The organism is Shinella sp. HY16 (assembly GCF_028534175.1).
GTDB lineage: Bacteria > Pseudomonadota > Alphaproteobacteria > Rhizobiales > Rhizobiaceae > Shinella.
The window spans coordinates 2,781,521-2,802,018 of the sequence record NZ_JAHYXL010000001.1 but is presented as its reverse complement, the minus strand read 5'-3'; the positions used below and the strand labels follow the sequence as shown (position 1 = coordinate 2,802,018).

25 protein-coding genes are annotated in these 20,498 nt (G+C 64.5%); 16 read left to right on the top strand and 9 right to left on the bottom strand.

From position 1 onward, the window contains the following. Positions 1 to 246: 246 nt before the first annotated feature. The 7 genes from K0P03_RS13945 to K0P03_RS13915 all read left to right on the top strand — a co-directional run bounded on the left by K0P03_RS13945 (position 247) and on the right by K0P03_RS13915 (position 7,648). On the top strand, positions 247 to 1,119 hold the full coding sequence (locus K0P03_RS13945; protein ID WP_023512974.1) for a carbohydrate ABC transporter permease: 873 nt from the start codon (positions 247 to 249) through the stop codon (positions 1,117 to 1,119). A 15-nt stretch (positions 1,120 to 1,134) separates the two neighbouring features. After that, positions 1,135 to 1,959: a carbohydrate ABC transporter permease gene (locus K0P03_RS13940; RefSeq protein WP_024270841.1), complete on the top strand. Its 825-nt coding sequence runs from the start codon at positions 1,135 to 1,137 to the stop codon at positions 1,957 to 1,959. 26 nt (positions 1,960 to 1,985) lie between these two features. Beyond that, complete coding sequence (locus tag K0P03_RS13935) at positions 1,986 to 2,987, top strand: ABC transporter ATP-binding protein (protein ID WP_050744089.1); 1,002 nt, start codon at positions 1,986 to 1,988, stop codon at positions 2,985 to 2,987. Then, entirely contained in the window at positions 2,984 to 3,757 is a 774-nt protein-coding gene (locus K0P03_RS13930; protein WP_272789896.1) for an L-iditol 2-dehydrogenase, read from the top strand. The genes K0P03_RS13935 and K0P03_RS13930 overlap by 4 nt, the downstream gene beginning before the upstream one ends. Positions 3,758 to 3,808: 51 nt before the next feature. Continuing rightward, positions 3,809 to 5,293, top strand: coding sequence for a mannitol dehydrogenase family protein (locus tag K0P03_RS13925; protein ID WP_272789895.1), 1,485 nt, complete (start codon positions 3,809 to 3,811; stop codon positions 5,291 to 5,293). A gap of 79 nt (positions 5,294 to 5,372) precedes the next feature. Next, on the top strand, positions 5,373 to 6,065 hold the full coding sequence (locus tag K0P03_RS13920; protein WP_272789894.1) for an HAD family hydrolase: 693 nt from the start codon (positions 5,373 to 5,375) through the stop codon (positions 6,063 to 6,065). Continuing rightward, a complete protein-coding gene (locus K0P03_RS13915) occupies positions 6,065 to 7,648 on the top strand; it encodes an FGGY-family carbohydrate kinase (protein WP_272789893.1) in 1,584 nt (527 codons plus the stop codon). The genes K0P03_RS13920 and K0P03_RS13915 overlap by 1 nt, the downstream gene beginning before the upstream one ends. A gap of 322 nt (positions 7,649 to 7,970) precedes the next feature. Here the strand turns inward: K0P03_RS13915 and K0P03_RS13910 are convergent, their stop codons facing one another. Next, positions 7,971 to 8,765, bottom strand: coding sequence for a response regulator (locus K0P03_RS13910; protein WP_272789892.1), 795 nt, complete (start codon positions 8,763 to 8,765; stop codon positions 7,971 to 7,973). Between the two features lie 152 nt (positions 8,766 to 8,917). Between K0P03_RS13910 and K0P03_RS13905 the strand changes: the two genes are divergently transcribed. From K0P03_RS13905 to K0P03_RS13895, 3 genes are all read left to right on the top strand, one after another. Next, positions 8,918 to 9,103, top strand: coding sequence for a NepR family anti-sigma factor (locus tag K0P03_RS13905; RefSeq protein WP_371260075.1), 186 nt, complete (start codon positions 8,918 to 8,920; stop codon positions 9,101 to 9,103). A 7-nt stretch (positions 9,104 to 9,110) separates the two neighbouring features. Continuing rightward, positions 9,111 to 9,665, top strand: coding sequence for an RNA polymerase sigma factor (locus K0P03_RS13900; protein ID WP_024270843.1), 555 nt, complete (start codon positions 9,111 to 9,113; stop codon positions 9,663 to 9,665). A 124-nt stretch (positions 9,666 to 9,789) separates the two neighbouring features. Beyond that, a complete protein-coding gene (locus K0P03_RS13895; RefSeq protein WP_050744093.1) occupies positions 9,790 to 11,295 on the top strand; it encodes a sensor histidine kinase in 1,506 nt (501 codons plus the stop codon). Positions 11,296 to 11,324: 29 nt separating this feature from the next. On the opposite strand, the gene K0P03_RS13890 is transcribed toward K0P03_RS13895, so the two are convergent. From K0P03_RS13890 to K0P03_RS13865, 6 genes are all read right to left on the bottom strand, one after another. After that, on the bottom strand, positions 11,325 to 11,756 hold the full coding sequence (locus K0P03_RS13890) for a hypothetical protein (RefSeq protein ID WP_272789891.1): 432 nt from the start codon (positions 11,754 to 11,756) through the stop codon (positions 11,325 to 11,327). A 61-nt stretch (positions 11,757 to 11,817) separates the two neighbouring features. After that, positions 11,818 to 12,216 carry a glycine zipper domain-containing protein gene (locus K0P03_RS13885; protein WP_023512968.1) on the bottom strand — a complete coding sequence of 133 codons (399 nt, stop codon included), beginning with the start codon at positions 12,214 to 12,216 and terminating at the stop codon, positions 11,818 to 11,820. Positions 12,217 to 12,342: 126 nt separating this feature from the next. Further along, entirely contained in the window at positions 12,343 to 13,131 is a 789-nt protein-coding gene (locus K0P03_RS13880; protein WP_050744095.1) for a heme ABC transporter ATP-binding protein, read from the bottom strand. A 6-nt stretch (positions 13,132 to 13,137) separates the two neighbouring features. Further along, complete coding sequence (locus K0P03_RS13875; RefSeq protein ID WP_023512966.1) at positions 13,138 to 14,259, bottom strand: FecCD family ABC transporter permease; 1,122 nt, start codon at positions 14,257 to 14,259, stop codon at positions 13,138 to 13,140. Beyond that, a complete protein-coding gene (locus tag K0P03_RS13870) occupies positions 14,246 to 15,187 on the bottom strand; it encodes a heme/hemin ABC transporter substrate-binding protein (RefSeq protein ID WP_272789890.1) in 942 nt (313 codons plus the stop codon). The genes K0P03_RS13875 and K0P03_RS13870 overlap by 14 nt, the downstream gene beginning before the upstream one ends. A 75-nt stretch (positions 15,188 to 15,262) precedes the next feature. Then, complete coding sequence (locus K0P03_RS13865; protein WP_272789889.1) at positions 15,263 to 16,309, bottom strand: hemin-degrading factor; 1,047 nt, start codon at positions 16,307 to 16,309, stop codon at positions 15,263 to 15,265. A 234-nt stretch (positions 16,310 to 16,543) separates the two neighbouring features. Between K0P03_RS13865 and K0P03_RS13860 the strand changes: the two genes are divergently transcribed. From K0P03_RS13860 to K0P03_RS13835, 6 genes are all read left to right on the top strand, one after another. After that, the gene (locus K0P03_RS13860) at positions 16,544 to 16,975 is read left to right on the top strand and encodes a hypothetical protein (protein ID WP_023512963.1); all 432 of its coding nucleotides are present in this window, start codon (positions 16,544 to 16,546) and stop codon (positions 16,973 to 16,975) included. A gap of 60 nt (positions 16,976 to 17,035) precedes the next feature. Continuing rightward, positions 17,036 to 17,932 carry an energy transducer TonB family protein gene (locus K0P03_RS13855; protein ID WP_272789888.1) on the top strand — a complete coding sequence of 299 codons (897 nt, stop codon included), beginning with the start codon at positions 17,036 to 17,038 and terminating at the stop codon, positions 17,930 to 17,932. Positions 17,933 to 18,339: 407 nt separating this feature from the next. Beyond that, positions 18,340 to 18,732 (top strand): DUF2325 domain-containing protein, encoded by a 393-nt coding sequence (locus K0P03_RS13850; protein WP_037407951.1) that lies wholly within the window; start codon positions 18,340 to 18,342, stop codon positions 18,730 to 18,732. Then, positions 18,729 to 18,998, top strand: a complete 270-nt coding sequence (locus tag K0P03_RS13845; protein WP_023512960.1) for a hypothetical protein — start codon at positions 18,729 to 18,731, stop codon at positions 18,996 to 18,998. The genes K0P03_RS13850 and K0P03_RS13845 overlap by 4 nt, the downstream gene beginning before the upstream one ends. 15 nt (positions 18,999 to 19,013) lie before the next feature. After that, positions 19,014 to 19,328, top strand: coding sequence for an antibiotic biosynthesis monooxygenase family protein (locus K0P03_RS13840; protein ID WP_024270846.1), 315 nt, complete (start codon positions 19,014 to 19,016; stop codon positions 19,326 to 19,328). Beyond that, complete coding sequence (locus K0P03_RS13835) at positions 19,325 to 19,699, top strand: glyoxalase superfamily protein (protein ID WP_272789887.1); 375 nt, start codon at positions 19,325 to 19,327, stop codon at positions 19,697 to 19,699. The genes K0P03_RS13840 and K0P03_RS13835 overlap by 4 nt, the downstream gene beginning before the upstream one ends. A gap of 2 nt (positions 19,700 to 19,701) precedes the next feature. Here the strand turns inward: K0P03_RS13835 and K0P03_RS13830 are convergent, their stop codons facing one another. Together K0P03_RS13830 and K0P03_RS13825 are read right to left on the bottom strand one after the other, a co-directional pair. Beyond that, positions 19,702 to 20,067 carry a DUF423 domain-containing protein gene (locus K0P03_RS13830; RefSeq protein ID WP_023515057.1) on the bottom strand — a complete coding sequence of 122 codons (366 nt, stop codon included), beginning with the start codon at positions 20,065 to 20,067 and terminating at the stop codon, positions 19,702 to 19,704. Between the two features lie 4 nt (positions 20,068 to 20,071). Then, on the bottom strand, positions 20,072 to 20,488 hold the full coding sequence (locus tag K0P03_RS13825) for a group II truncated hemoglobin (RefSeq protein ID WP_272789886.1): 417 nt from the start codon (positions 20,486 to 20,488) through the stop codon (positions 20,072 to 20,074). Positions 20,489 to 20,498 lie beyond the last annotated feature (10 nt).

The following is a 20,498-nucleotide window of genomic DNA, read 5'->3' as shown; positions in this document are numbered from 1 at the left end:
CCAAGGACAGGCTGCCCGGACGTGATCCGGGCAGCCGATAGACGGGGTGTTGTTTCCGGCGCTTGCCCCTCACCTGCCTGCCGGCATCCACTTCCCGCAAGTGGGGAGAGGAACGATGGGCGCTCCATTCTGCCCCTTCTCCGTGTTTGCGGGGAGAAGGTCCGGGTAGGGGGATGAGGGGCGGCTCCGCCCTGGAATGATGTCGTGACTGCACAGGCCGGCCGGACCGGCTCTCGGGAGGAAATCATGGCGACGGAGAACACGCGCGGGCTGGCGCGTCTGATGTTGGCGCCCTCTGTGGGGCTGCTTCTGGTCTGGATGATCGTGCCGCTGGCGATGACGCTGTGGTTCTCGTTCCAGAACTACAACCTCCTGAACCCGGCCAATGTCAGCTGGGCGGGGCTGTTCAACTATCAGTACTTCTACACCGACCCGGCCTTTTTCCAGTCGATCTGGAATACGCTCGTGATCGTCGTCGGCGTGCTCTTCATCACCGTCATCGGCGGCATTGCCATCGCGCTTCTGCTCGACCAGCCGATGTGGGGGCAGGGCATCGTGCGCATCATGATCATCTCGCCCTTCTTCGTCATGCCGCCGGTGGCAGCGCTCGTGTGGAAGAACATGATCATGCATCCGGGCTACGGGGTGCTGGCGGATATCAACCGCGCCGTCGGCCTGCAGCCTGTCGACTGGTTCGCGCAATATCCGCTGTTCTCGATCATCATCATCGTCGCCTGGCAGTGGCTGCCCTTTGCGACCCTCATCCTGCTCACCGCGCTGCAATCGCTCGACGGCGAGCAGAAGGAGGCGGCGGAAATGGACGGCGCGGGTTTCGTGTCGCGCTTCGTCTACCTGACGCTGCCGCATCTCGCCCGCTCGATCACCGTCGTCATCCTGATCCAGACGATCTTCCTGCTCGGCGTCTACGCGGAAATCCTCGTCACCACCAATGGCGGTCCGGGTTATGCCTCGACCAACCTGCCGTTCCTGATCTACCGCACCGCGCTCCTCGGCTACGACGTCGGCGGCGCCTCGGCCGGTGGCATCATCGCCGTCATCCTCGCCAACATCGTCGCCTTCTTCCTGATGCGCGCCGTCGGCAAGAACCTGGACAAGTGAGAGAGGGACAAGACCATGGCTAGAGCCGTCTCAACAAGAAGAACCGTCGTCTTCACCATCGCCGCCTGGATCATCGCGCTGATCATCTTCTTCCCGATCCTCTATACGATCATCACCTCGTTCAAGTCCGAGACCGAGGCAATCCAGGGCTTCAACCTTCTGCCTTCTGGCACGGTCGAGAGCTATGCGGCCGTGCAGGCGCAGAGCAACTATTTCAAGTTCTTCCTGAACTCGGTCATTCTGTCGCTCGGCTCGACGCTCCTGGCGCTGTTGATCGCCGTACCGGCCGCCTGGTCGATGGCTTTCTCGCCGACGGCGAAGACCAAGGACATCCTGATGTGGATGCTCTCGACCAAGATGATGCCTGCCGTTGCCGTGCTGGTCCCGATCTACCTGATCTTCCGCGACACGGGCCTGCTCGACAGCCGTATCGGCCTCACCGTGATGCTGACGATGATCAACCTGCCGATCGTCATCTGGATGCTCTACACCTATTTCCGGGAAATCCCCGGCGAGATCCTGGAGGCCGCGCGCATGGATGGAGCCTCGCTCTGGGGCGAGATCGTCTACGTGCTCACCCCGATGGCGGTGCCGGGCATAGCCTCGACCATGCTGCTCAACATCATCCTCGCCTGGAACGAAGCCTTTTGGACGATCCGGCTGACGACGACGAATGCCGCGCCGCTGACCGCCTTCATCGCTTCGTTCTCGAGCCCGCAGGGTCTTTTCTGGGCCAAGCTCTCGGCGGCCTCGACGCTCGCCATCGCCCCGATCCTGATCATGGGCTGGTTCAGCCAGAAACAGCTTGTCCGCGGCCTCACCTTCGGCGCCGTGAAGTAACGAACAGACCTCGGGGAGGGACCATCATGGGCAAGATCATCCTGAAGAAAGTCAACAAGTCCTTCGGCACGACGCAGGTCATCCCGGGCATCGACCTTGCCATCGAAGACGGCGAGTTTGTCGTCTTCGTCGGCCCGTCGGGCTGCGGCAAGTCCACGCTGCTGCGCCTCATCGCGGGCCTTGAGGATACCACCAGCGGCACCATCGAGATCGACGGCAAGGACGTGACGTCGGCGGCGCCGGCCAAGCGCGGGCTTGCCATGGTGTTCCAGTCCTATGCGCTCTATCCGCATATGACGGTGCGCAACAATATCGCCTTCCCCTTGAAGATGGCGAAGACCGATCCTGCCATCATCGACAAGAAGGTGACGGAAGCCGCACGCGTGCTCAACCTCACCAACTACCTGGAGCGGCGGCCCGGGCAACTGTCCGGCGGTCAGCGCCAGCGCGTGGCCATCGGCCGGGCGATCGTGCGCGAGCCGTCGGCCTTTCTCTTCGACGAGCCGCTGTCGAACCTCGATGCGGCGCTGCGCGGCACGATGCGGCTCGAAATCAGCGAACTGCATCATCAGCTGAAGACGACGATGATCTATGTCACGCACGACCAGGTGGAAGCCATGACCATGGCCGACAAGATCGTCGTGCTGAACGCCGGCAATATCGAGCAGGTCGGCTCGCCGCTCGATCTCTACAACAAGCCCGACAATCTCTTCGTTGCCGGCTTCATCGGTTCGCCGCGTATGAACTTCGTCAAGGGTGAGGCGGCCAAGCCGTACAATGCGCCCACCGTCGGCATCCGACCCGAGCATATCCGCCTCTCCAAGGAGAGCGGGACGTGGAAAGGCGTGGTCGGCGTTGCCGAACATCTCGGCTCGGACACGTTCCTGCATGTTAATACCGACGGCATCGGCATGATGACCGTGCGCGCCGGCGGTGACTTCCCCGTCACCCACGGCGACAGCGTCTTCCTCACGCCCGACACAACGCGCCTCCATCGCTTTGACGACGCCGGGAAGGCGATCCGATGAAACGGCTGGAGGGCAAAAGCGCGCTGATCACGGGATCGGCGCGTGGCATCGGCCGCAGTTTCGCGGAAGCCTATGTGCGGGAGGGTGCGCGCGTCGCCATCGCCGACATCGCTATCGAGCGGGCGAAGGCGACGGCCGACGAAATCGGACCGGCGGCCTATGCCGTGGAGATGGACGTGACGCGGCAGGCTTCCATCGACGCTGCCATCGCGGCCTGCGTGAAGGAGGCCGGTGGCCTCGACATCCTCGTCAACAATGCCGCGCTGTTCGATCTGGCGCCGATCGTCGAGATCACGCGTGAAAGCTACGAAAAGCTGTTCTCGATCAATGTCGCCGGCACGCTCTTCACCCTTCAGGCGGCGGCAAAGCAGATGATCGCGCAGGGGCGCGGCGGCAAGATCATCAATATGGCAAGTCAGGCCGGGCGGCGCGGCGAAGCGCTAGTCGGTGTCTATTGCGCCACCAAGGCGGCGGTGATCAGCCTCACCCAGTCTGCGGGGCTGAACCTCATCAAACACGGCATCAACGTCAATGCCATCGCGCCCGGTGTGGTCGATGGCGAGCACTGGGACGGTGTCGATGCGCTGTTCGCCAAATACGAGAACCGGCCGCGCGGCGAGAAGAAACGCCTGGTCGGTGCGGAAGTGCCCTTCGGCCGTATGGGCACCGCCGAGGATCTGACGGGCATGGCGATCTTCCTGGCCTCCCAGGAGAGCAACTACATCGTCGCGCAGACCTACAATGTCGACGGCGGCAACTGGATGAGCTGAGGCCCGCAACGCGCGGACCTTGCCAGCAGACGAGACCGGAAGGAACGGACCATGACCACGAAACTGTCGCTCGCCACCCTCAAAGAGGTTGCCAGGACGGCTGCCGTTCCGGCCTATGAGCGCTCGGCCCTCAAGGCGGGCATCGTGCATTTCGGCGTCGGCAATTTCCACCGGGCGCACCAGGCGATCTATCTCGACGACCTGTTCAACCTCGGCCATGACCATGACTGGGCGATCATCGGGGCCGGTGTGCTGCCGTCCGACGCCGCCATGCGCGAAAAACTCGCAGGGCAGGATTTTTTGACGACGGTCGTCGAGCAGGACAACAACCGTTCCGGCGCGCGTGTCACCGGCGCCATGATCGGCTATCTCGCGCCCGGCAATGCTGCGGCGACCATCGCACAGCTTGCCAATCCCGCCATCCGCATCGTCTCGCTGACCATCACCGAGGGCGGCTATTTCATCAATCCGGCCTCCGGCGTCTTCGATCCCGGCCATCCGGCGATCGCCGCCGACGCCGCCAACCCCGCTGATCCCAAAACCGTGTTCGGGCTCATCCTCGCCGGCCTCAAGGCGCGCAAGGATGCCGGCCTCGCGCCTTACACCGTCATGTCCTGCGACAACATTCCCGGCAACGGCGAAGTCACGCACGCCGCCATTTCCGGCCTCGCGCACCTCTCCGATCCCGTGCTTGCCGACTGGATCGACACCAACGTCGCCTTCCCGAATGGCATGGTCGACCGCATCACGCCGGCGACGGGGCCACGCGAGATCGGTATCGTCGCCGACGAATACGATATCGATGATGCCTGGCCGGTCTTCTGCGAAGAGTTCAAGCAATGGGTGCTGGAGGATCACTTCCCGCAGGGGCGCCCGGCGCTGGAGAAGGCCGGCGTGCAGTTCGTGCCTGATGTCGCGCCCTACGAACACATGAAGATCCGCATCCTCAACGGCGGCCATGCGGCGATCGCCTATCCGGCCGCGCTGCTCGACATTCATTTCGTCCATGAGGCGATGGAGGATGTCGACATCCGCGCCTTTCTCGCCAAGCTGGAGCGGGAGGAAATCATCCCCGTCATCCCGCCCGTGCCGGATACCGACCTCAACGACTACTATGCGCTGATCGAGCGGCGCTTCTCCAATCCGAAGATCGCCGATACGATCCCGCGCCTTGCGCAGGACGGCTCCAACCGCCAGCCGAAATTCATCCTGCCGTCCACTGCCGATCGGCTGGCGCGCGGCGAGGACGTCATCGGCCTGTCGCTCGTCTCGGCGCTCTGGTGCCACTACCTCGCCGGCAAGACGGACAGCGGCAAGGACATCGCCTTCAACGACCCCAATATCGACCGCATCCGTGCCGCGGCGACGTCGGCCAAGAACGATCCGAACGCCTTCCTCGCCCTGAAGGATATCTTTGGCACGGTCGCTGTGTCCGACCGCTTCACCCGGCGGTTTGCCAATGCGCTTGCGTCCCTCCAGCAGAAGGGGACACGCGCAACGCTGAAGGACTATCTGGGCGACAGGCTCGTGAATTGAGGAAATCCTTACAAATCCGGGGCTTTCCAACGAGGGGAGCAGACAGTACCACGGGGGCCTGACAATGGAACGGGACGTCATGGCCGCCAAACAGACAGAACTGGTGATCTTCGATTGCGATGGTGTGCTCGTCGACAGCGAGCCGATCTCGCTTGCGGTTCTCGTCGAGGCCCTGGCGACGGCGGGTGTGGCCATGAGCGCGGAGGAGGCGCATGAGCGATTTCTCGGCCGCAGCCTGAAAAGCATGTCGGAAATCCTGCATGCCGACTATGGGCTCGCAATCGACGCCGCCTTCCTGGAAGCGATGCGCAAGGTGCTCTATGAGCGCTTTCGTGCCGAGTTGCAGCCCATCGACGGTATTGCCGAAACGGTGGAGCGGCTCGGCATCGCCCATTGCGTGGCTTCTTCCAGCCAGCTCGAACGCATCCGCCTGTCGCTTTCCGTCACGGGCCTCATCGATCGGTTCGAGCCGAACATCTTCAGTGCGAGCATGGTCGCGCGCGGCAAGCCGGCGCCCGATCTTTTCCTCCATGCCAGCGCCGTCATGGGTGTCGCGCCCGGGCATTGCGTGGTCGTGGAGGATAGCCCTGCCGGCATCACGGCGGCGAAATCGGCGGGCATGCGGGTGGTCGCCTTCACCGGTGGCTCCCATGCGCGCTCGCCGCGCCATCGCGAGGCGCTGCTCAGCCTCAACCCCGATGCCCTGTTTGACGACATGCGGGAATTGTTACAGTTTGTCCGCAAGGAAGAGGCCGGCGGGAAAGAGCATTGATGCGCGATCTGATCGTTGCGGTGGACATCGGCACGGGCAGTGCCCGGGCCGGCGTATTCGACCGGAGCGGCGCTCTGCTGGGACGGTCCGAGCACCCGATCGCCCTGCGCCGATCCAGCGTGAACCACGCCGAGCACGATTCGGAGAATATCTGGCAGGCGGCCTGTGTGGCGGTCAGGGCGGCGCTTGCGCTTGCGGGCGTCGCGGCGGACCGTATCGCCGCGCTCGGTATCGATGCGACCTGCTCGCTCGTGGTCCGGGACACGGAAGGACGACCGCTGGCGGTCTCCGGCGGCGCGGAGGCGCGCTGGGACACGATCGCCTGGTTCGATCACCGTGCCCTGGAGGAGGCCGACCTCTGCACGGCGACGAACCATCCGGTCCTCGCTCATTCCGGCCGGGTCATGTCGCCGGAAATGGAAATGCCCAAGCTGATGTGGCTGAAGCGTCACCATCCGGAACAGTGGGCGAAGACGGGCCATGTCTTCGACCTCGCCGATTTCATGACCTGGCGGGCGACGGGGATGAATGCCCGGTCGCGCTGCACGATGACGGCGAAATGGAACTACCTTTCCCATGAGAAACAGCCTTGGAATGCCGGCTTCCTGACGGCGATCGGCCTTGAGGATCTGCGTGAACGCGGTGCGCTGCCGCAGGAGACGCTGGCAGTCGGCACGGCTGTCGGCCCTCTTGCGCCGGAAGCGGCCACGGAGCTCGGCCTCGACACAGGCTGTGTCGCTGCGACCGGCCTCATCGATGCCTATGCCGGCGCGCTCGGCGTGCTCGGGCCTTTCGCGGGCACGCCGGAGATGCTGGAGCGGCAACTTGCCCTGATCGGCGGGACCTCGAGCTGTGTCGTCGCCTTTTCCCGCGACAAGCGGTTCGGTTTCGGGATGTGGGGTCCCTACTACGAGGTGGTGCTGCCGGGGTGGTGGCTGGTCGAGGGCGGCCAGTCGGCGACGGGCGCGCTGCTCGACCATATCGTGCGCGCGCACAGCGCCGGCGGCGAACCTTCGGCGGCGAACCATGCCCGCATCGCCGCGCGCATCCGCGAGATGCAGGCGGAGGAGGGCGAGGCTTTTGCCGCGCGGCTGCATGTGCTGCCGGATTTCCACGGCAATCGCTCGCCGCTGGCCGATCCTCATGCACTCGGCGTGATCAGCGGCCTCTCGCTGGATGCCTCCTTCGACGGGCTCTGCCGCCTCTATTGGCGGACCTCCGTCGCCATTGCGCTTGGTATTCGCCATATCCTCGAAAAGCTTGGCGCGGGCGGTTATCCGCTCGACACGCTGCATGTCGCCGGCGGCCATGTACGCAACCCGCTGCTGATGGAGCTCTACCGGGACGTCACTGGTTGCCGCGTCGTCGTGCCGGAGACCAGCGATGCGGTACTGCTCGGGACGGCGATGATGGCGGCGGTTGCCGGCGGGCTGCACGCCGATCTGGCGGCTGCAGGCCGTGAGATGTACCCGGGAAGCCGGGTCTTCCCTCCCGACCCCGCCCGCAAGGCCGGCTACGACCGGGACTATCGTCGCTTCCTCGCGCTTTACCGGCACCGGGCCGAGCTGGAAGCAATCGACTGACGGTTGAAAAAAATCTTCAGGGGGCTGGAACCAAATCCTGTGTCGGGGGTTTCTCTGGCGTCACTGGTCAGCGCATGTCCCCCAAATGCGAGGCCCTCGACCGGTGATCGACCACGATACCGTGTCCCCCTCCGGTCCGTGGATACTCAAGCAGCCAGTGTCTCCCAGACGCTGGCTGTTTTCCTTTGTGTCATTGCCGGAACATCGAGAATGGCTGTGCATAGCCTCCTGCCACTCGGATTGCGGACAAAATAAAGACGGCGGTGGGCGTGCCTCCCACCGCCGCCAGCCGCGCCGCCGCTGCGGCCGTCCGGGAGCGAGATCAGGCCGCGGCGTGCGCTTGCGGGGTGAAGAGAAGGGCTTGGTTGATGAGCACCTTCACCTGCTCCGGATTGAACGGTTTGGACACGAGGAAGGCCGGCTCGGGACGCTCACCGGTGAGCAGCCGCTCCGGATAGGCGGTGATAAAGATCACGGGGATGTCCGTACGGGCGAGAATGGAATTCACCGCATCGATGCCCGAGCTTCCATCGGCGAGCCGCACGTCGGCAAGGACGAGGCCGGGACGGCTGTCGCTCCAAAGCATTTCGGCCTCGGCCTGCGTGCGGGCGATCCCGGTGACACGATGGCCCATGCCGTTGACCATATGGGCAAGGTCGAGCGCGATCAGCGGCTCGTCCTCGATGATCATGATGCCCGTTTCGGCCTGCGCAGCGATCTCTGCGAAGGCGGCGTCCAGAAGGGTGCGGATGCTGCTGGTCTCGGCATCGAGGATGTCGGCCGTCTTCTCGACGGTAAAGCCTTCGACCGTCGCCAGCAGCAGTGCCTGCCGGCCGAGCGGGGGAACGCCGGAAAGGTCGAACGGGGCCTCTGCGCCGGGCGAAATGGCGCCGGCGCCACGGCTCACGGATACGGGGAGGGAGGAGATGATACGGCTGAGCAGGCCGAAAAGCCTGGCTTTGTCGTCCTCGCCTTCGGGCATCACGGAGGGATCGATGAGGATGGTCTCAAGGGTCGCTGCAACATAGGCATCGCCCGAGGGCTGCGTTCCGGTGAGGGCGCGTGCGTAACGGCGGAGCGCGGGAAGGTGCGGCCCGATGCGGTCGGAAATCGGCATGATGGTCCCCTGTTCTCAAATTGCTGCAATCGCAGTTGACGGTTTGAACGCGGAAGCCAAATTAAGGTTCCGGCGAAGGGAACTTTTTTTGATGCCGGGCATTTCCACGCCGAATTCGTCACAAGGCGCAGATGAAAGATGAGAGTGGCACTGTGAAAAGCGTGGACAAGAAAAGAAGCGGGCAACGATCACCCGCGAGCGAAGACCCCAATGCGCAGATTGCGATGAAGCTTCGCGCCTTCTACCATCAGGTACAGGACGAGGCGCTTCCCCAAAGATTCCTGGATCTTCTCGAGAAACTGGATGCCGTGGAAAGCCGCATCCAACGGGCCGAGTGAGGGTAGGATGGATCAGGAACAGACGACGTTCAAGCGGGAACTGCTGGCCGTTCTTCCGAGCCTGCGCGCTTTCGCCATCTCGCTGATCGGCCGGCACGACCAGGCCGACGATCTCGTGCAGGACACGATCATGAAGGCCTGGGCCAAGCAGGAGCAGTTCGAGATGGGCACGAACATGAAGGCCTGGCTCTTCACGATCCTGCGCAACGAACTCTACAGCAAGATGCGCAAGCGCGGCCGCGAGGTGCAGGATTCCGACGGTCTCTTCACGGAGAACATGGCGCAGCATCCCTCGCAATACGGTTCGCTCGACATGCAGGACTTCAAGAAGGCGCTGGAAAAGCTGCCGGACGAGCAGCGCGAGGCGATCATCCTTGTCGGCGCCTCGGGCTTTTCCTATGAAGAGGCGGCCGAAATCTGCGGCTGCGCGCTCGGCACCATCAAGAGCCGCGTCAACCGCGCCCGCCAGCGCCTGCAGGAACTCTTGCAGGTCAGTGGCGAAAGCGACTATGGCCCGGATGCGGTTTCTGCGCCGATTACGTCGCGCGCCTTTGCATCGTAGGGAAAAGCAACATCCGCCGCCCGCGCGCTGCGGGCGGCGGATAATTTAGGGGGAGCGGGGCGAAGAGCGTCGTCAGGCGAAAGCCAAGGGTGAAACCGGGCGCGGAATCGCATACCAGAGGCGTATGAAGGACAATGTTCTGACAGTATCGTCCGATATTGCAGCGGTTCTGGATGCGCCAGACCGTCTGGCGGCGCTTGACGCCGCGATGCCGGTGTTTCTCGGTCCAGATCCTGATTTCGACGATATTGCGGGCCTTGCGGCTGGACTCTTCTCCGCGCCGATTGCCCTTGTGACCATTCTCGGCCGCACGGATCAATGGTTTCTTGCTCGGCAGGGGACGCCGGAAATCCGGGCGCCGTCGGCAGATTCCTTCTGCGCGCGGATGATCGCCGAAAGCGGCGGTGAGCCGTTGATCATTCCTGATGCCTGCAAGGATGAGCGTTTTGCCGGCCTGCCAAGCGTCACCGCACAACCGCACCTTCGCTTCTATGCCGGGGCGCCGATCATGGTGGACGGTCAGCCGATCGGCACGGTCTGCGTCTTCGACGTCAAACCGCATGCGCGCACCGTGCCGGACCTTGTTCCGCGGCTGCGACAGCTTGCTTCGCTCGCCGCCTCGCTCATCAAGCTGAAGGACGAGGCCCGGCGGCGCATGCTGGCTGCCGAGGTACTTTCCCGCGACGAGAAGCGCCATGCCCTGGCGCTTGATGCCGCCAATGTCGCAAGCTGGTTGTGGGACCTGTCGACGGGCATGGTTTCCGGCAACGAGACCTTCTATCGCATGCTGGGCGTCAAGCCGGCCAAGCCCATGCGGGCGCGCAAGTTCTTCACTTCGGTCCATCCGGCGGACCGCAAGGTCACCATCGGGCGCCTGCGGGATGCGCTCGCCTCCGGCAAGGAATATGACGGCCTCTTCCGGGCGGCGAAATCCGGCCGCTGGTTGCTCGGGCGCGGGCGCGTGCACGAATGGGATGCGGAAGGGAGGCCGACGGTCTTCCTCGGTATCAATGTCGATGTCACCGACGGGCAACTCGCCTCCGAGCGCACGCGGCTCCTCCTGCGCGAGCTCAATCACCGGGTCAAGAACACGCTGGCCATGCTGCAGTCGCTTGCCCGGCAGACCCTTCGCCAGACGAGCGATCCAGTCGAATTCATGGACGCGTTCGCCGGCCGCCTGCAATCGCTGTCCGAGGCGCATGGCCTGCTCAGCGATCACGAATGGGGTGTGATCCACCTGAAGATGCTGCTGCAGAAGCAGATCATGCCCTATGCGATCGACTTCGACAGTCAGATCGAGATCCACAAGGACGAGGTGGAGCTGGGGCCGGACCAGGCGGTCGGCCTCGGTCTCGTGCTGCACGAGCTTGCCACCAATGCCCGCAAATACGGGGCGCTGTCGGTACGTTCGGGCAAGGTGGTGATCACCGCCCGCGTGGTGAAGGAAGACGATCAAAACGTGCTCAACATGACCTGGCACGAGGTCGGCGGGCCGCCGGTCAACCCGGACGGCCGGCGCGGTTTCGGCTCGGTGTTGATCGAGCGCAGTCTCGACAAGATCCTCGGCAGCAGCGTGCATGTCGAATATCTGCCCAAGGGCGTGACGGCGGTCATTCGCATGCCGCTCTGAGCGGCGTGCCGTCGGCGGACATCGGAAAATCAGTCGTCGTCGCGACGGGATTTCGGCGCGAGCAGGAAGCCGAGGGCGAGCGCGACAGCGGTTGCCGCGAACGGCTTTTTCACCGCGGCGGTGGCGGCTGCGGCCATCAGGTCACGGCGTGCGGCCAGTTGCCGGCGGCGGATGCGGCGCCGTTCCCGCTCTCGCCTGTTGCGCATGGCGACAACGGCCGACACGATGAGAGCAAGCAGCAGGACCCCCCCGGCAAGGCCGAAGAGCGCCGGCACGGTGCCGTAGTGCTGCGACAGCAGCACGGCGGTCGCAATGATGCCGAGACCGTAGGCCGTGATCAGCAGAAGCCCGATCACGGCGCCGGCGATCGCATTGCGCTTGGCGACGTCCATCGTCTCGTCCACCCGGTCGCTGACGCGGGTCACGAGATTTTGCAGGAGAATGGCTCCCAGTGAAAGCATGCCTTTGACGCTCCGCATAGGAGGGACGCCGGTTGGCGTCCCGGATCGTGCGAGGAAGGGATTAGCGCCGCAGGAGGGCGGCGATCAGGAAGCCGGCGGCGGCGGCGACGCCGAGGGTCGCAAGCGGATGGTCCTTCACGGCCTTGCGGGCGCGGCGGCCGGAATCGCGGTAGCGCTCCTGGAAATCGGCAAGAATGTCCTCGCCTGCCGCAATCATGTCACGGATATCGCCTTCGGCGCGATCCTTCAGGTCATGCGCAGCTTCGCTTGCCTGCACCCTTGCTGCACGGGCCTTCTTGCGAATGCCACTCGCGCCGCTGGAGGCATCGTCCGCAAGCAGCTTGGCGAGGGAGGCGATCTCCGCGCGCAGGTCCGCGATTTGTTCTTCGACGGCCTGGGCTTCGTCGTGAATCCCGTTGCGAAGGCTCTTGCTGCGCGATGAAAACAGTCCGTTGGCCATGCCGTTTCTCCTTTTTCGGTCGCCCGCAAACCTGCGGGCCGAACAGCGCTCCACCTTCCTGGCAGAACGGTTTTTCCGGTCAGACAACGGGTATGGGGGCAAAAGGTTCCGTAAGGTGCTGGAAAATCAGGCCGAAGCGGTGTGCGGCAGCACGAAGGGAACGCCGGTTGCAGGCACACCATTGATGCGCATGCGGCAGCCGAATACCGCCTCCATCGCATCGTCGGTCATCACATCGGCAGGTGGACCGGCGCGCTCGATGCGGCCGCTCCGCATCATCACCATGTGGTCGGCGAACATGGCGGTGAGGTTGAGGTCGTGCATGACGGCGATCACGCCACCGCCGCTTTCACAGTAGCGGCGCGCCAGCGTCATGATGGTCAGCTGGTGGCGGATGTCGAGTGCGGAGACCGGCTCGTCCAGCATCAGGAAGCATGGTTCGCCGTCGAGCACCGGTTCCCAGATCTGCGAGAGCACGCGGGCAAGCTGCACGCGCTGTTGCTCGCCGCCGGAAAGCTCCTGGTAGAAACGGCCGGCAAAGCCCGCGAGGTCGACGGCGGCGAGCGCTTCCGCGGTGATTGCATCGATGCGCTCGGCGTGGCGGTTCGGGCCGACGGTGAGGCCGAGGCGGACGATCTCACGCACGGTGAAGGGGAAGGCGATGGTGGCGGCCTGCGGCAGCACGGCGCGCTTGACGGCAAGCTGCCAGGGTTCAAGTGCGGCAAGCGCATGGCCGTTGATGGTGATCTCGCCCTTGCTGGGCAGTTCGCCTGCGACCGCTTTCATCATGGTCGTCTTGCCGGAGCCGTTTGGGCCCACGATGGCGGTCAGCTGGCCGGCCTTGGCTTCCAGCGACACGCCGTGCACGATGGTCTTGCCGGAAAGGCTGACCGAGAGGTTTCTCGCGGTGATCATAGTCTCTTACCAGCCGTTGCGTGTGCGGTCACGCAGCAGCACCCAGAGGAAGAACGGGGCGCCGGCGAGCGCCGTGATGATGCCGATGGGCAACTCCGCGGGCGCCACGATGGTACGGGCCAGCATGTCGGCGCCGAGCATCAGTACGCCGCCGAAGAGCGCCGAGGCCGGCAGCAGGTAGCGGTGGTCCGGGCCGATGACGATCCGCAGGAGATGCGGCACGACGATGCCGACGAAGCCGATGCCGCCGCTGACGGCGACCGAGGCGCCGACCGCGCCGGCGACGGAAACGACGGCGATGTATTTCAGCCGCTGTACCTTGACGCCCATGTGGAAGGCTGCGGCCTCGCCGAGGGTGATTGCGTTGAGGCCGCGTGACAGGAAGGGAACGACGACAAGCGCGAGCAGGATGATCGGCCCGGCGGCGAAGAGCTTTGCCCAGGTCATGCCGGAGAGCGAGCCGAGGCTCCAGAAGGTGATGTCGCGCAGCTGCTTGTCGTCGGCCATGTAGATGAGGATGCCGGTGATGGCAGCGGCGAGCGCGGAAATCGCGATGCCGGCGAGCAGCATGGTGGCAACGGAGGTCTGCCCCCCGCGCGTGGCGATACGATAGAGCAGCAGCGTCGTCAGGAGGCCGCCGATGAAGGCGGCGAGCGGCAGGGCGAAGGCGCCGAGCGCGATCATCACGCCCGCCGGGAGGCTTGCACCCAGCACGATCATCAGCACCGCGCCGAGGGCGGAGCCGGAGGAAATGCCGACGAGGGCGGGATCGGCGAGCGGATTGCGGAAGAGGCCCTGCATGACCGCACCGGACATGGCGAGCGCTGCGCCGATCAGAAAACCGAGCAGGGCGCGCGGCATGCGGATGTCGAAGACGATGATGCGATCGCGCATGCTGAGCGCGGTGTCCTCCGCGCCGCTGAAGAGCGCGCCGATGACATTGAGGGCGGAGGCGTCCGAGGCACCGGTCGCGATCGACAGGGCGAGTGCGACGGCCGAGATGGCGACGAGGGCAGCGAGCGTCAGGCGTGCGATCGCCGTCCGGTCGCCCGCCGCCCGGGACTGGGCGGAGCGCATCAAGAAGGAACCGCGTGCACCGTCGCCGCGCACGGCATCATTGAGAGACATTGCCGTAGAGTTCTTTGTTCAGGTCGCGGATGGCCGAGGCAGTGCGCGGGCCGAAGCCGAGCAGGTGCAGGCTGTTCATGCGCAGGATCGCCTTGCTGGCGGCAGCGGGTGTCACCGAGATCGCCGGATGGGCGAGGATTTCCGCGTCGCTGCTGCCGGCGCCGGGGCGGCTCATGACCATGATGACGTCCGGCTTGGCCTTGATGATCGCCTCGTCGGTGAGTGGCTTGTAGCCTACGAAAGCCCCCTCCGTCGCGTTGACCGCGCCGGCAAGCCCGATAATGCCGTCGGCTGCGGTGTGGCCGCCGGCCGCCACGACCTTTCCGTTCTGGAAGGAGAGGATGAACAGCACGCGCTTGCGCTCGCTTTCCGGCCGCTTGGCGGCGTCGGCAATGGCCGCATCGAGATCGGCTGCGACCGTCGTCTCCAGCTCCTTTGCCTTGTCCGGCACGCCGAGGAACGTGCCGACGACATCGATCTTCTTGAGGATGGCGGCGCGATCAAAACCTTCCGGTACGGTCTCGAAGGGGATGCCGGCGCTTTTGAGAACCGCGAGCGCATCGGGCGGGCCGCTGCCCTCGACAGCGAGGATCGCGGTCGGGTTCACGGCGATCACGCCCTCTGGCGACAGCTGGCGCATATAGCCGACATCGGGAAGCTTCAGCGCCTCCTCGGGGAAGGTGCTGGTCGAATCGCGGGCGACGAGACGGCTGCCTTCGCCGAGCGCATAGACGATCTCCGTCACAGCGCCGCCGATCGCCACCAGCTTCGAGCTGTCGACCTGCTGCATCTCCTGTGCGACGGCCTTGCGGATGAAGCCGCCCTGGCCCGTGGCCGCAAGCGGCAGGAGCAGCGGGGCGGAGAGGGCGAAGACGGTGAGGGCCACTTCCCACGGGCGGGCGCGGCGGAAATCGAAGCTCTTGCTCATGATCGTGGTCCTTCGCAGGTAACCGGCGCGCTGCCCAAATGCGAAAACGCGCTATTCGTCTTTCGGTACGGCGGTTCAGGCGGCAACGCTGTCGGGGCGCGGCAGGCTGTCGAGGATCTCGCGCCAGTCGGTGCGCTCCGTCATGCCTTCCTTCCGCTTGCCGAAGAACTGGATGATCATCTCGCCGCTGCCGTCATAAGCTTCCAGCGAGGTGACATGGCCATCGACGGTCGGCTTGCGCACCACCCAGCATTCGGCGATGTGGTCCATGCGCAGGTGCATGTGGAAGGTCGGGTCCATCACGTTGAGCCAGGGCCCCATCGGCTGGATGTTCTTCACCGGGCCGGTATGGATCTGGATTGTGCCGTGGTTGCCGACGAAGCACATGATGTCGCTCTCGCGCTCGGCGGCGGCCCGCATCAGGTGGCCGACGGCGTCGGCGGCAACCTGGTGGGCGAAGTCCTCTCCGACGCTGCGCACGGCGTCCTGGCGGCCGATCTTCAGCTTGCGCAGCAAACCGAAGAACTGGTGGGTGTCGGTCATCGCCGCCCAGTTTTCGCGCAGTGCAGCGACATCGACGGGACCGGTTTCCTCGACCTTTTCCGATACGACCTCGACGAAGTCCTGCGACTGGTCGTCCAGGCGGAAGTCGGCGACGATGGCCTCGTAGGCTTCGAGATTGGACGCGGGGCGCAGGTGCACCTTGTGCACGGCAATACCTGCCTTGTCGAAGAACTGCAGGCTGCGGCGAACCTGCTCCCCATCCGTCTTGGTCACGGCAAAACCGTGCGCCCAGGTGCCGGGGAAGATCCGCAGGTCGATGTTCTCGCCGAGCACGATCGAGGCGTGCTTGCCGGTATTGATTTTCTCGAAGACGCCGATCTTCTCGTGGACCACGCTCTCGTTGCGGGTCAGCGCCATGACCTCGCCGAGGGCTTCCGAGCGCTCGAGGAAGCGATTGGCATCGCCGTCGATGCGCACCGCCGTCAAGCCCACCTCGGCCGCGACGAGCGCGGCTTCCGAAATGCCGAGCTGTGCGGCAATGTCGCGCTCGCGCATCTTTGGGTTCTCTGCGCGAAAGGCGCGGATTTCGGCGGGGGTCGGGCGGGTCGTGTTGCTCATGGGCGCGGCCTTGATCGAATTTCCTGTCGTCCAGTCCCGTCCCGGTAAATTTTGTTGGCGGAACAGGGGTTTGACGCGGATTTTGCGTTTGCTATCTTGACTTCATTACTCATATTTATCTATGCACGCAATACCGGTGCGATAAAGTCATGTTAATTCTGGCGTTCACCGGATAGACTGACCGCGGCCGTCGCTCTCGGCCGACGGAAAACCGACAGCGAGACAGGCGAGCCCATGACCGTACGCACCCTTCTTCTTTCCGCGATGCTTTCTGCTGCCACCATCACCGGTGCCGCTGCCCAGGAGGCCACAGCGCCCAAGGGGCTGGATGTGGAGCTGAATGCGCTTGCCGGCTCGCAGAAGGGCTGCGTCTTCACCTTCGTCGCGGCCAATGGTTTTGAGCAGAACGTCTCCAAGGTCTCCTTCGAATTCGTCATCTTCAACGACAAGGGAACGGTCGAGCGCTTGGCGCTGCTCGATTTCCGCGACCTGCCGGCGGGCAAGTCCAAGGTGCGCCAGTTCGACGTGCCGGGCATCAAGTGCGAGACGGTGAAGAACCTTCTGATCAACGACGCGCCGGTCTGCGAAGGCGAGGGTCTCGCCAAGGGGCGCTGCATGGACGGCATCGTGACGCGCAGCAAGGCGGCGGCAGGCCTGGAAGGCTGAGTATCGGGTGCGCGGCACATGAGGCGCCGCGATGCATGAAACGCAATGACGGGTGATATCATGTCTGGAAGCAAGTGGCTCTGGCTCGGCGCGGGCACCCTTTCCTTGCTGGCGCATGCCACCGCAGCCGCCATTCTCACCATGGCGCCGGCGGCGGAAGAAGAGCAGGCGCTGGTTGCCGGCGGCGTCGTCGCCGAGGTGGCGATGCTTGGAAACGGTGCTTTCGAGGCCGTGGAGTCCGGCAATCCCGAAGACACGATCACGCCCGAAACCATCCAGCCTGACGTTACCGAGCCGGTGCCGCAGGAAGTGGCGGAAATCCAGCCGACCGAAATCGAGCCCGAAGTGACCGAGGTGATGACACCGACGGATCCGATCGTCTCCGAGCCGGTCGAGGAGCTCGTCTTGCCTTCCGCAGAGGTGGAGATCGCCGCGGTTCCGGTTCCCGAGATCAAGCCGGAGATCCGGCCGGAAGAAGAGATCAAGCCTGTTCCCGAGGTGAAGAAGGAAGAGCCGGTCAAGAAGGTCGAGCGCAAGAAGCCGAAGGAAAAGCCGGTCCGGAAGGCGGGCGAGAAGGGCAAGGCCAAGCAGAACGCGACGCGCGGCGAGGTCGATGGCTCGGCGGACGTGAAGACCGCGGCGGTGGGCGGCCAGAAGAAGGGCAATTCCTCGACCGCCGGCAACGCGGCCGTCACCAACTACCCGGGCAAGGTGCGCAACAAGATCAACCGCGCGAAGCGACGGGTTTCGGGTGGGGATCGCGGCAGCGTGGTGGTGAGCTTCACCATCAGCGCCAGCGGTGCGGCGAGCGGCATTCGCATCGCGCGCAGTTCCGGGGTTGCCGCGCTCGACAAGGCAGCCGTCGATTCGGTGCAGCGGGCGGCGCCCTTTGCGAAGATTCCGGAGGGCGCCGGCAAATCGTCCTGGGCCTTCAACGTGCCGATCGTCTTCAACTGAGACGTGTTTTCCCGCCGTGCTTCCGCCGGCGGGAGTTTTTTGCGCGAAAATATGACTTTACTAGTCATGTTTATACTTTACTCTGAAACTCAAGTTTTGTAGGTTGCCCCCGAACTGAGGCTCCGCCCATGCGGAGTGCCAAAGGGGAAGCGTGCATGAACTACGTGACTGCAGGCCGCGCGGAAGCGGTCTTGAAATCGATGATCGCCGAACGCGACCGGCGCATTGCGGATCTGGAGCGCCAGCTCGCCGCACTCAGAAAGCAGATCGCAGCCCCGCAGGAGACGGTCGCGGCAGCAGCGGCGCCGGCAGTTGCCCCGCGGGTCGAGGTAAGGGCGCCGCAGGCGCCCCGCAGCGTGGAAGTCACCAAGGTCAAGCGCCGGACGGGCGAAGCGGAGAGGAAGGCGATGCGCGAGAAGCACAGGCAGCAGCAGGCCCGCCAGCAGACGGAAACGGCGGACAAGGCGGATGGCAAGGCAGGCCTCGAGGGCCGCAGCTTCCTCTATGTCGGCGGCCGGGACTGCCAGGTGGCGCATCTGCGTCAGATCGCCAGCTCCTACGGCGCCAATCTCATTCACCATGACGGCGGCCTGCGCGAGGCGGTTTCCCGCATCGACAACGTCCTGCCCTCGGTCGACTGCGTCTTCTGCCCCATCGACTGTATCAGCCATGATGCCTGCATCCGCGTGAAGACGGGCTGCAAGAAGTGGGAGAAGGCCTTCGTGCCGCTGCGCAACGGCAGCAAATCCTCCTTCGAGCGCGCCCTGCAGAGCATGAGCCAGGGAGACACCACCCAGTGAATGACGAAAGACCCGATGCCTTCATGATGATCGGACTGCACAAGCTGGCTGCCCAGAACGGCGAGGGCCTCGTGCCGGAACTCTATGCCCTTCTGACGCGCCGTGCCGACATGCTGGAAAGTGAGAATGTCACGGAGTTCCCGCTGGCGAGCGCCCGTCCACCGGCGCGCGCTGCAAGCTTCGAGGGCATGCAAGCTCTTGAAGCGCGCAACGACAATGTCGTAGCCTTCCCGCAGCCGCGTCGCCTGCGGCGGGATTCGCTCTGACAGGACAGGTCTTCGATGTTCTTCGCCATGAACCGTTTCCGGATCGCCATCGGCCACGAAGAGGCCTTCGAGGCGATCTGGAAAGGACGTGATTCCAGCCTCAGCGAGATGCCGGGCTTCCAGTCCTTTCATCTGCTCAGGGGCGACACAAATGCCGAGGAGGGCTTCACCCTCTTCGCCTCTCATTCGATCTGGGCGAGCAAGGACGATTTCATCGCCTGGACCAAGTCGGAGAACTTCCGGCAGGCGCACAAGAATGCCGCGGCCGACAAGGGCATCTATCTCGGCCCGCCGAAATTCGAGGGCTTCAGCGTCGTCGAGGGTGCATGAGCGTGTACGACGATCCTGATCGTATCGAAGTGTTGCCGGTCCTGCCGTCGCTCGACATCGGCGAGACGCAGGATTTCTACGCCACGCAGCTCGGCTTCAGCGAGGTCGTCTACCGGGCGGATGATTATCTGATCCTCCGTCGCTGCCAGGGCATGGAGCTGCATTTCCGGCTCACCGACGACCGGACGCTCTGCGAGCGCACCTCCGTGTATCTGCGCGGCGGCGGCATCGGCGACCTCCACCGCGAGTTCAGCGACAGGGCTGTGTCGACGCTGTCACCAATGGAGGTGCGGCCGTGGAACATGGAGGAGTTCTATATCCATGATCCGCACGGCAATCTCTTGCGTTTCGCTCGTATTCCGCAGCGCTGATCTCAGCCTTCCCGGCGCGGCAGGAAAGCCCCGAGCGCCACGGCCAGCCAGCCAGCCATCATGGTGATGCCGCCCATCGGGGCCGACATCGGAAAGAGCCCGTGTCCGGCGAAGTGGCGCAGGACGAGGTCGCCGGCAAAGAGCGCGGTACCGAGCGCAAGCAGCAGGAAGGCGAGCGCCGCCGTACGCAGGCTCGGCCAGGCTGCATAAAGCGCCACCAGCGCCGGCGCATGGGCAAGGCACATGGCGGAGGCGCCGGCCATCAGGCGCGGATCGCTGCCGTGCGATGCCGCGGCGGCAGTGACGACGCCCGTCACCCCCATCAGGCCGGCAACGAGGAGGCTTGCGGAGCGGAGCGAAAACGACATCGGGCTATTCCTGGTTCTGCATATGGTGGGCGAGCCGCGTGACGGGCTCCAGGATGACGGCGCGCAGGCCCTCGCTCGATACGGTCTCCTCCAGTGCGCGGATGAAACAGAGCAGCCATTCGTCACGCTCGGCCGGGCCGATCGGGGCGACGAAATGGCGACGCCGCAGCATGGGGTGGCCGCGTTTTTCCGTGTAGAGCGGTGGTCCGCCGAGCCAGCCTGTCAGGTATTCGTAGAGCTTTTCCTCGCTGCCGGAGAGATCCGGCGGGTGGATCGCGCGGCAGCGCGCGGCTTCCGGCAATGTATCCATCAGCACATAGAAGCGGTGCGTCAGCGCCCTGACGGCGGCATCGCCGCCGATCACCTCGTAAAGCGTGATCGTCTCGCTTTGGCCGTCCCCGTTGTCGGTCGTGTCCGTCATGGGCTCTTTC

Bases quoted from the DNA above. Each gene is read 5' to 3' on its own strand.
- K0P03_RS13930 (WP_272789896.1), top strand. From the start codon at position 2,984: ATGAAACGGCTGGAGGGCAAAAGCGCGCTGATCACGGGATCGGCGCGT.
- K0P03_RS13885 (WP_023512968.1), bottom strand. From the start codon at position 12,216: ATGGCCAACGGACTGTTTTCATCGCGCAGCAAGAGCCTTCGCAACGGG.
- K0P03_RS13890 (WP_272789891.1), bottom strand. From the start codon at position 11,756: ATGCTTTCACTGGGAGCCATTCTCCTGCAAAATCTCGTGACCCGCGTC.
- K0P03_RS13925 (WP_272789895.1), top strand. From the start codon at position 3,809: ATGACCACGAAACTGTCGCTCGCCACCCTCAAAGAGGTTGCCAGGACG.
- K0P03_RS13915 (WP_272789893.1), top strand. From the start codon at position 6,065: ATGCGCGATCTGATCGTTGCGGTGGACATCGGCACGGGCAGTGCCCGG.
- K0P03_RS13920 (WP_272789894.1), top strand. From the start codon at position 5,373: ATGGCCGCCAAACAGACAGAACTGGTGATCTTCGATTGCGATGGTGTG.
- K0P03_RS13935 (WP_050744089.1), top strand. From the start codon at position 1,986: ATGGGCAAGATCATCCTGAAGAAAGTCAACAAGTCCTTCGGCACGACG.
- K0P03_RS13900 (WP_024270843.1), top strand. From the start codon at position 9,111: ATGGATCAGGAACAGACGACGTTCAAGCGGGAACTGCTGGCCGTTCTT.
- K0P03_RS13945 (WP_023512974.1), top strand. From the start codon at position 247: ATGGCGACGGAGAACACGCGCGGGCTGGCGCGTCTGATGTTGGCGCCC.
- K0P03_RS13860 (WP_023512963.1), top strand. From the start codon at position 16,544: ATGACCGTACGCACCCTTCTTCTTTCCGCGATGCTTTCTGCTGCCACC.
- K0P03_RS13855 (WP_272789888.1), top strand. From the start codon at position 17,036: ATGTCTGGAAGCAAGTGGCTCTGGCTCGGCGCGGGCACCCTTTCCTTG.
- K0P03_RS13940 (WP_024270841.1), top strand. From the start codon at position 1,135: ATGGCTAGAGCCGTCTCAACAAGAAGAACCGTCGTCTTCACCATCGCC.
- K0P03_RS13870 (WP_272789890.1), bottom strand. From the start codon at position 15,187: ATGAGCAAGAGCTTCGATTTCCGCCGCGCCCGCCCGTGGGAAGTGGCC.
- K0P03_RS13825 (WP_272789886.1), bottom strand. From the start codon at position 20,488: ATGACGGACACGACCGACAACGGGGACGGCCAAAGCGAGACGATCACG.
- K0P03_RS13865 (WP_272789889.1), bottom strand. From the start codon at position 16,309: ATGAGCAACACGACCCGCCCGACCCCCGCCGAAATCCGCGCCTTTCGC.
- K0P03_RS13840 (WP_024270846.1), top strand. From the start codon at position 19,014: ATGTTCTTCGCCATGAACCGTTTCCGGATCGCCATCGGCCACGAAGAG.
- K0P03_RS13875 (WP_023512966.1), bottom strand. From the start codon at position 14,259: ATGTCTCTCAATGATGCCGTGCGCGGCGACGGTGCACGCGGTTCCTTC.
- K0P03_RS13895 (WP_050744093.1), top strand. From the start codon at position 9,790: ATGAAGGACAATGTTCTGACAGTATCGTCCGATATTGCAGCGGTTCTG.
- K0P03_RS13850 (WP_037407951.1), top strand. From the start codon at position 18,340: ATGCGCGAGAAGCACAGGCAGCAGCAGGCCCGCCAGCAGACGGAAACG.
- K0P03_RS13880 (WP_050744095.1), bottom strand. From the start codon at position 13,131: ATGATCACCGCGAGAAACCTCTCGGTCAGCCTTTCCGGCAAGACCATC.
- K0P03_RS13835 (WP_272789887.1), top strand. From the start codon at position 19,325: ATGAGCGTGTACGACGATCCTGATCGTATCGAAGTGTTGCCGGTCCTG.
- K0P03_RS13830 (WP_023515057.1), bottom strand. From the start codon at position 20,067: ATGTCGTTTTCGCTCCGCTCCGCAAGCCTCCTCGTTGCCGGCCTGATG.
- K0P03_RS13910 (WP_272789892.1), bottom strand. From the start codon at position 8,765: ATGCCGATTTCCGACCGCATCGGGCCGCACCTTCCCGCGCTCCGCCGT.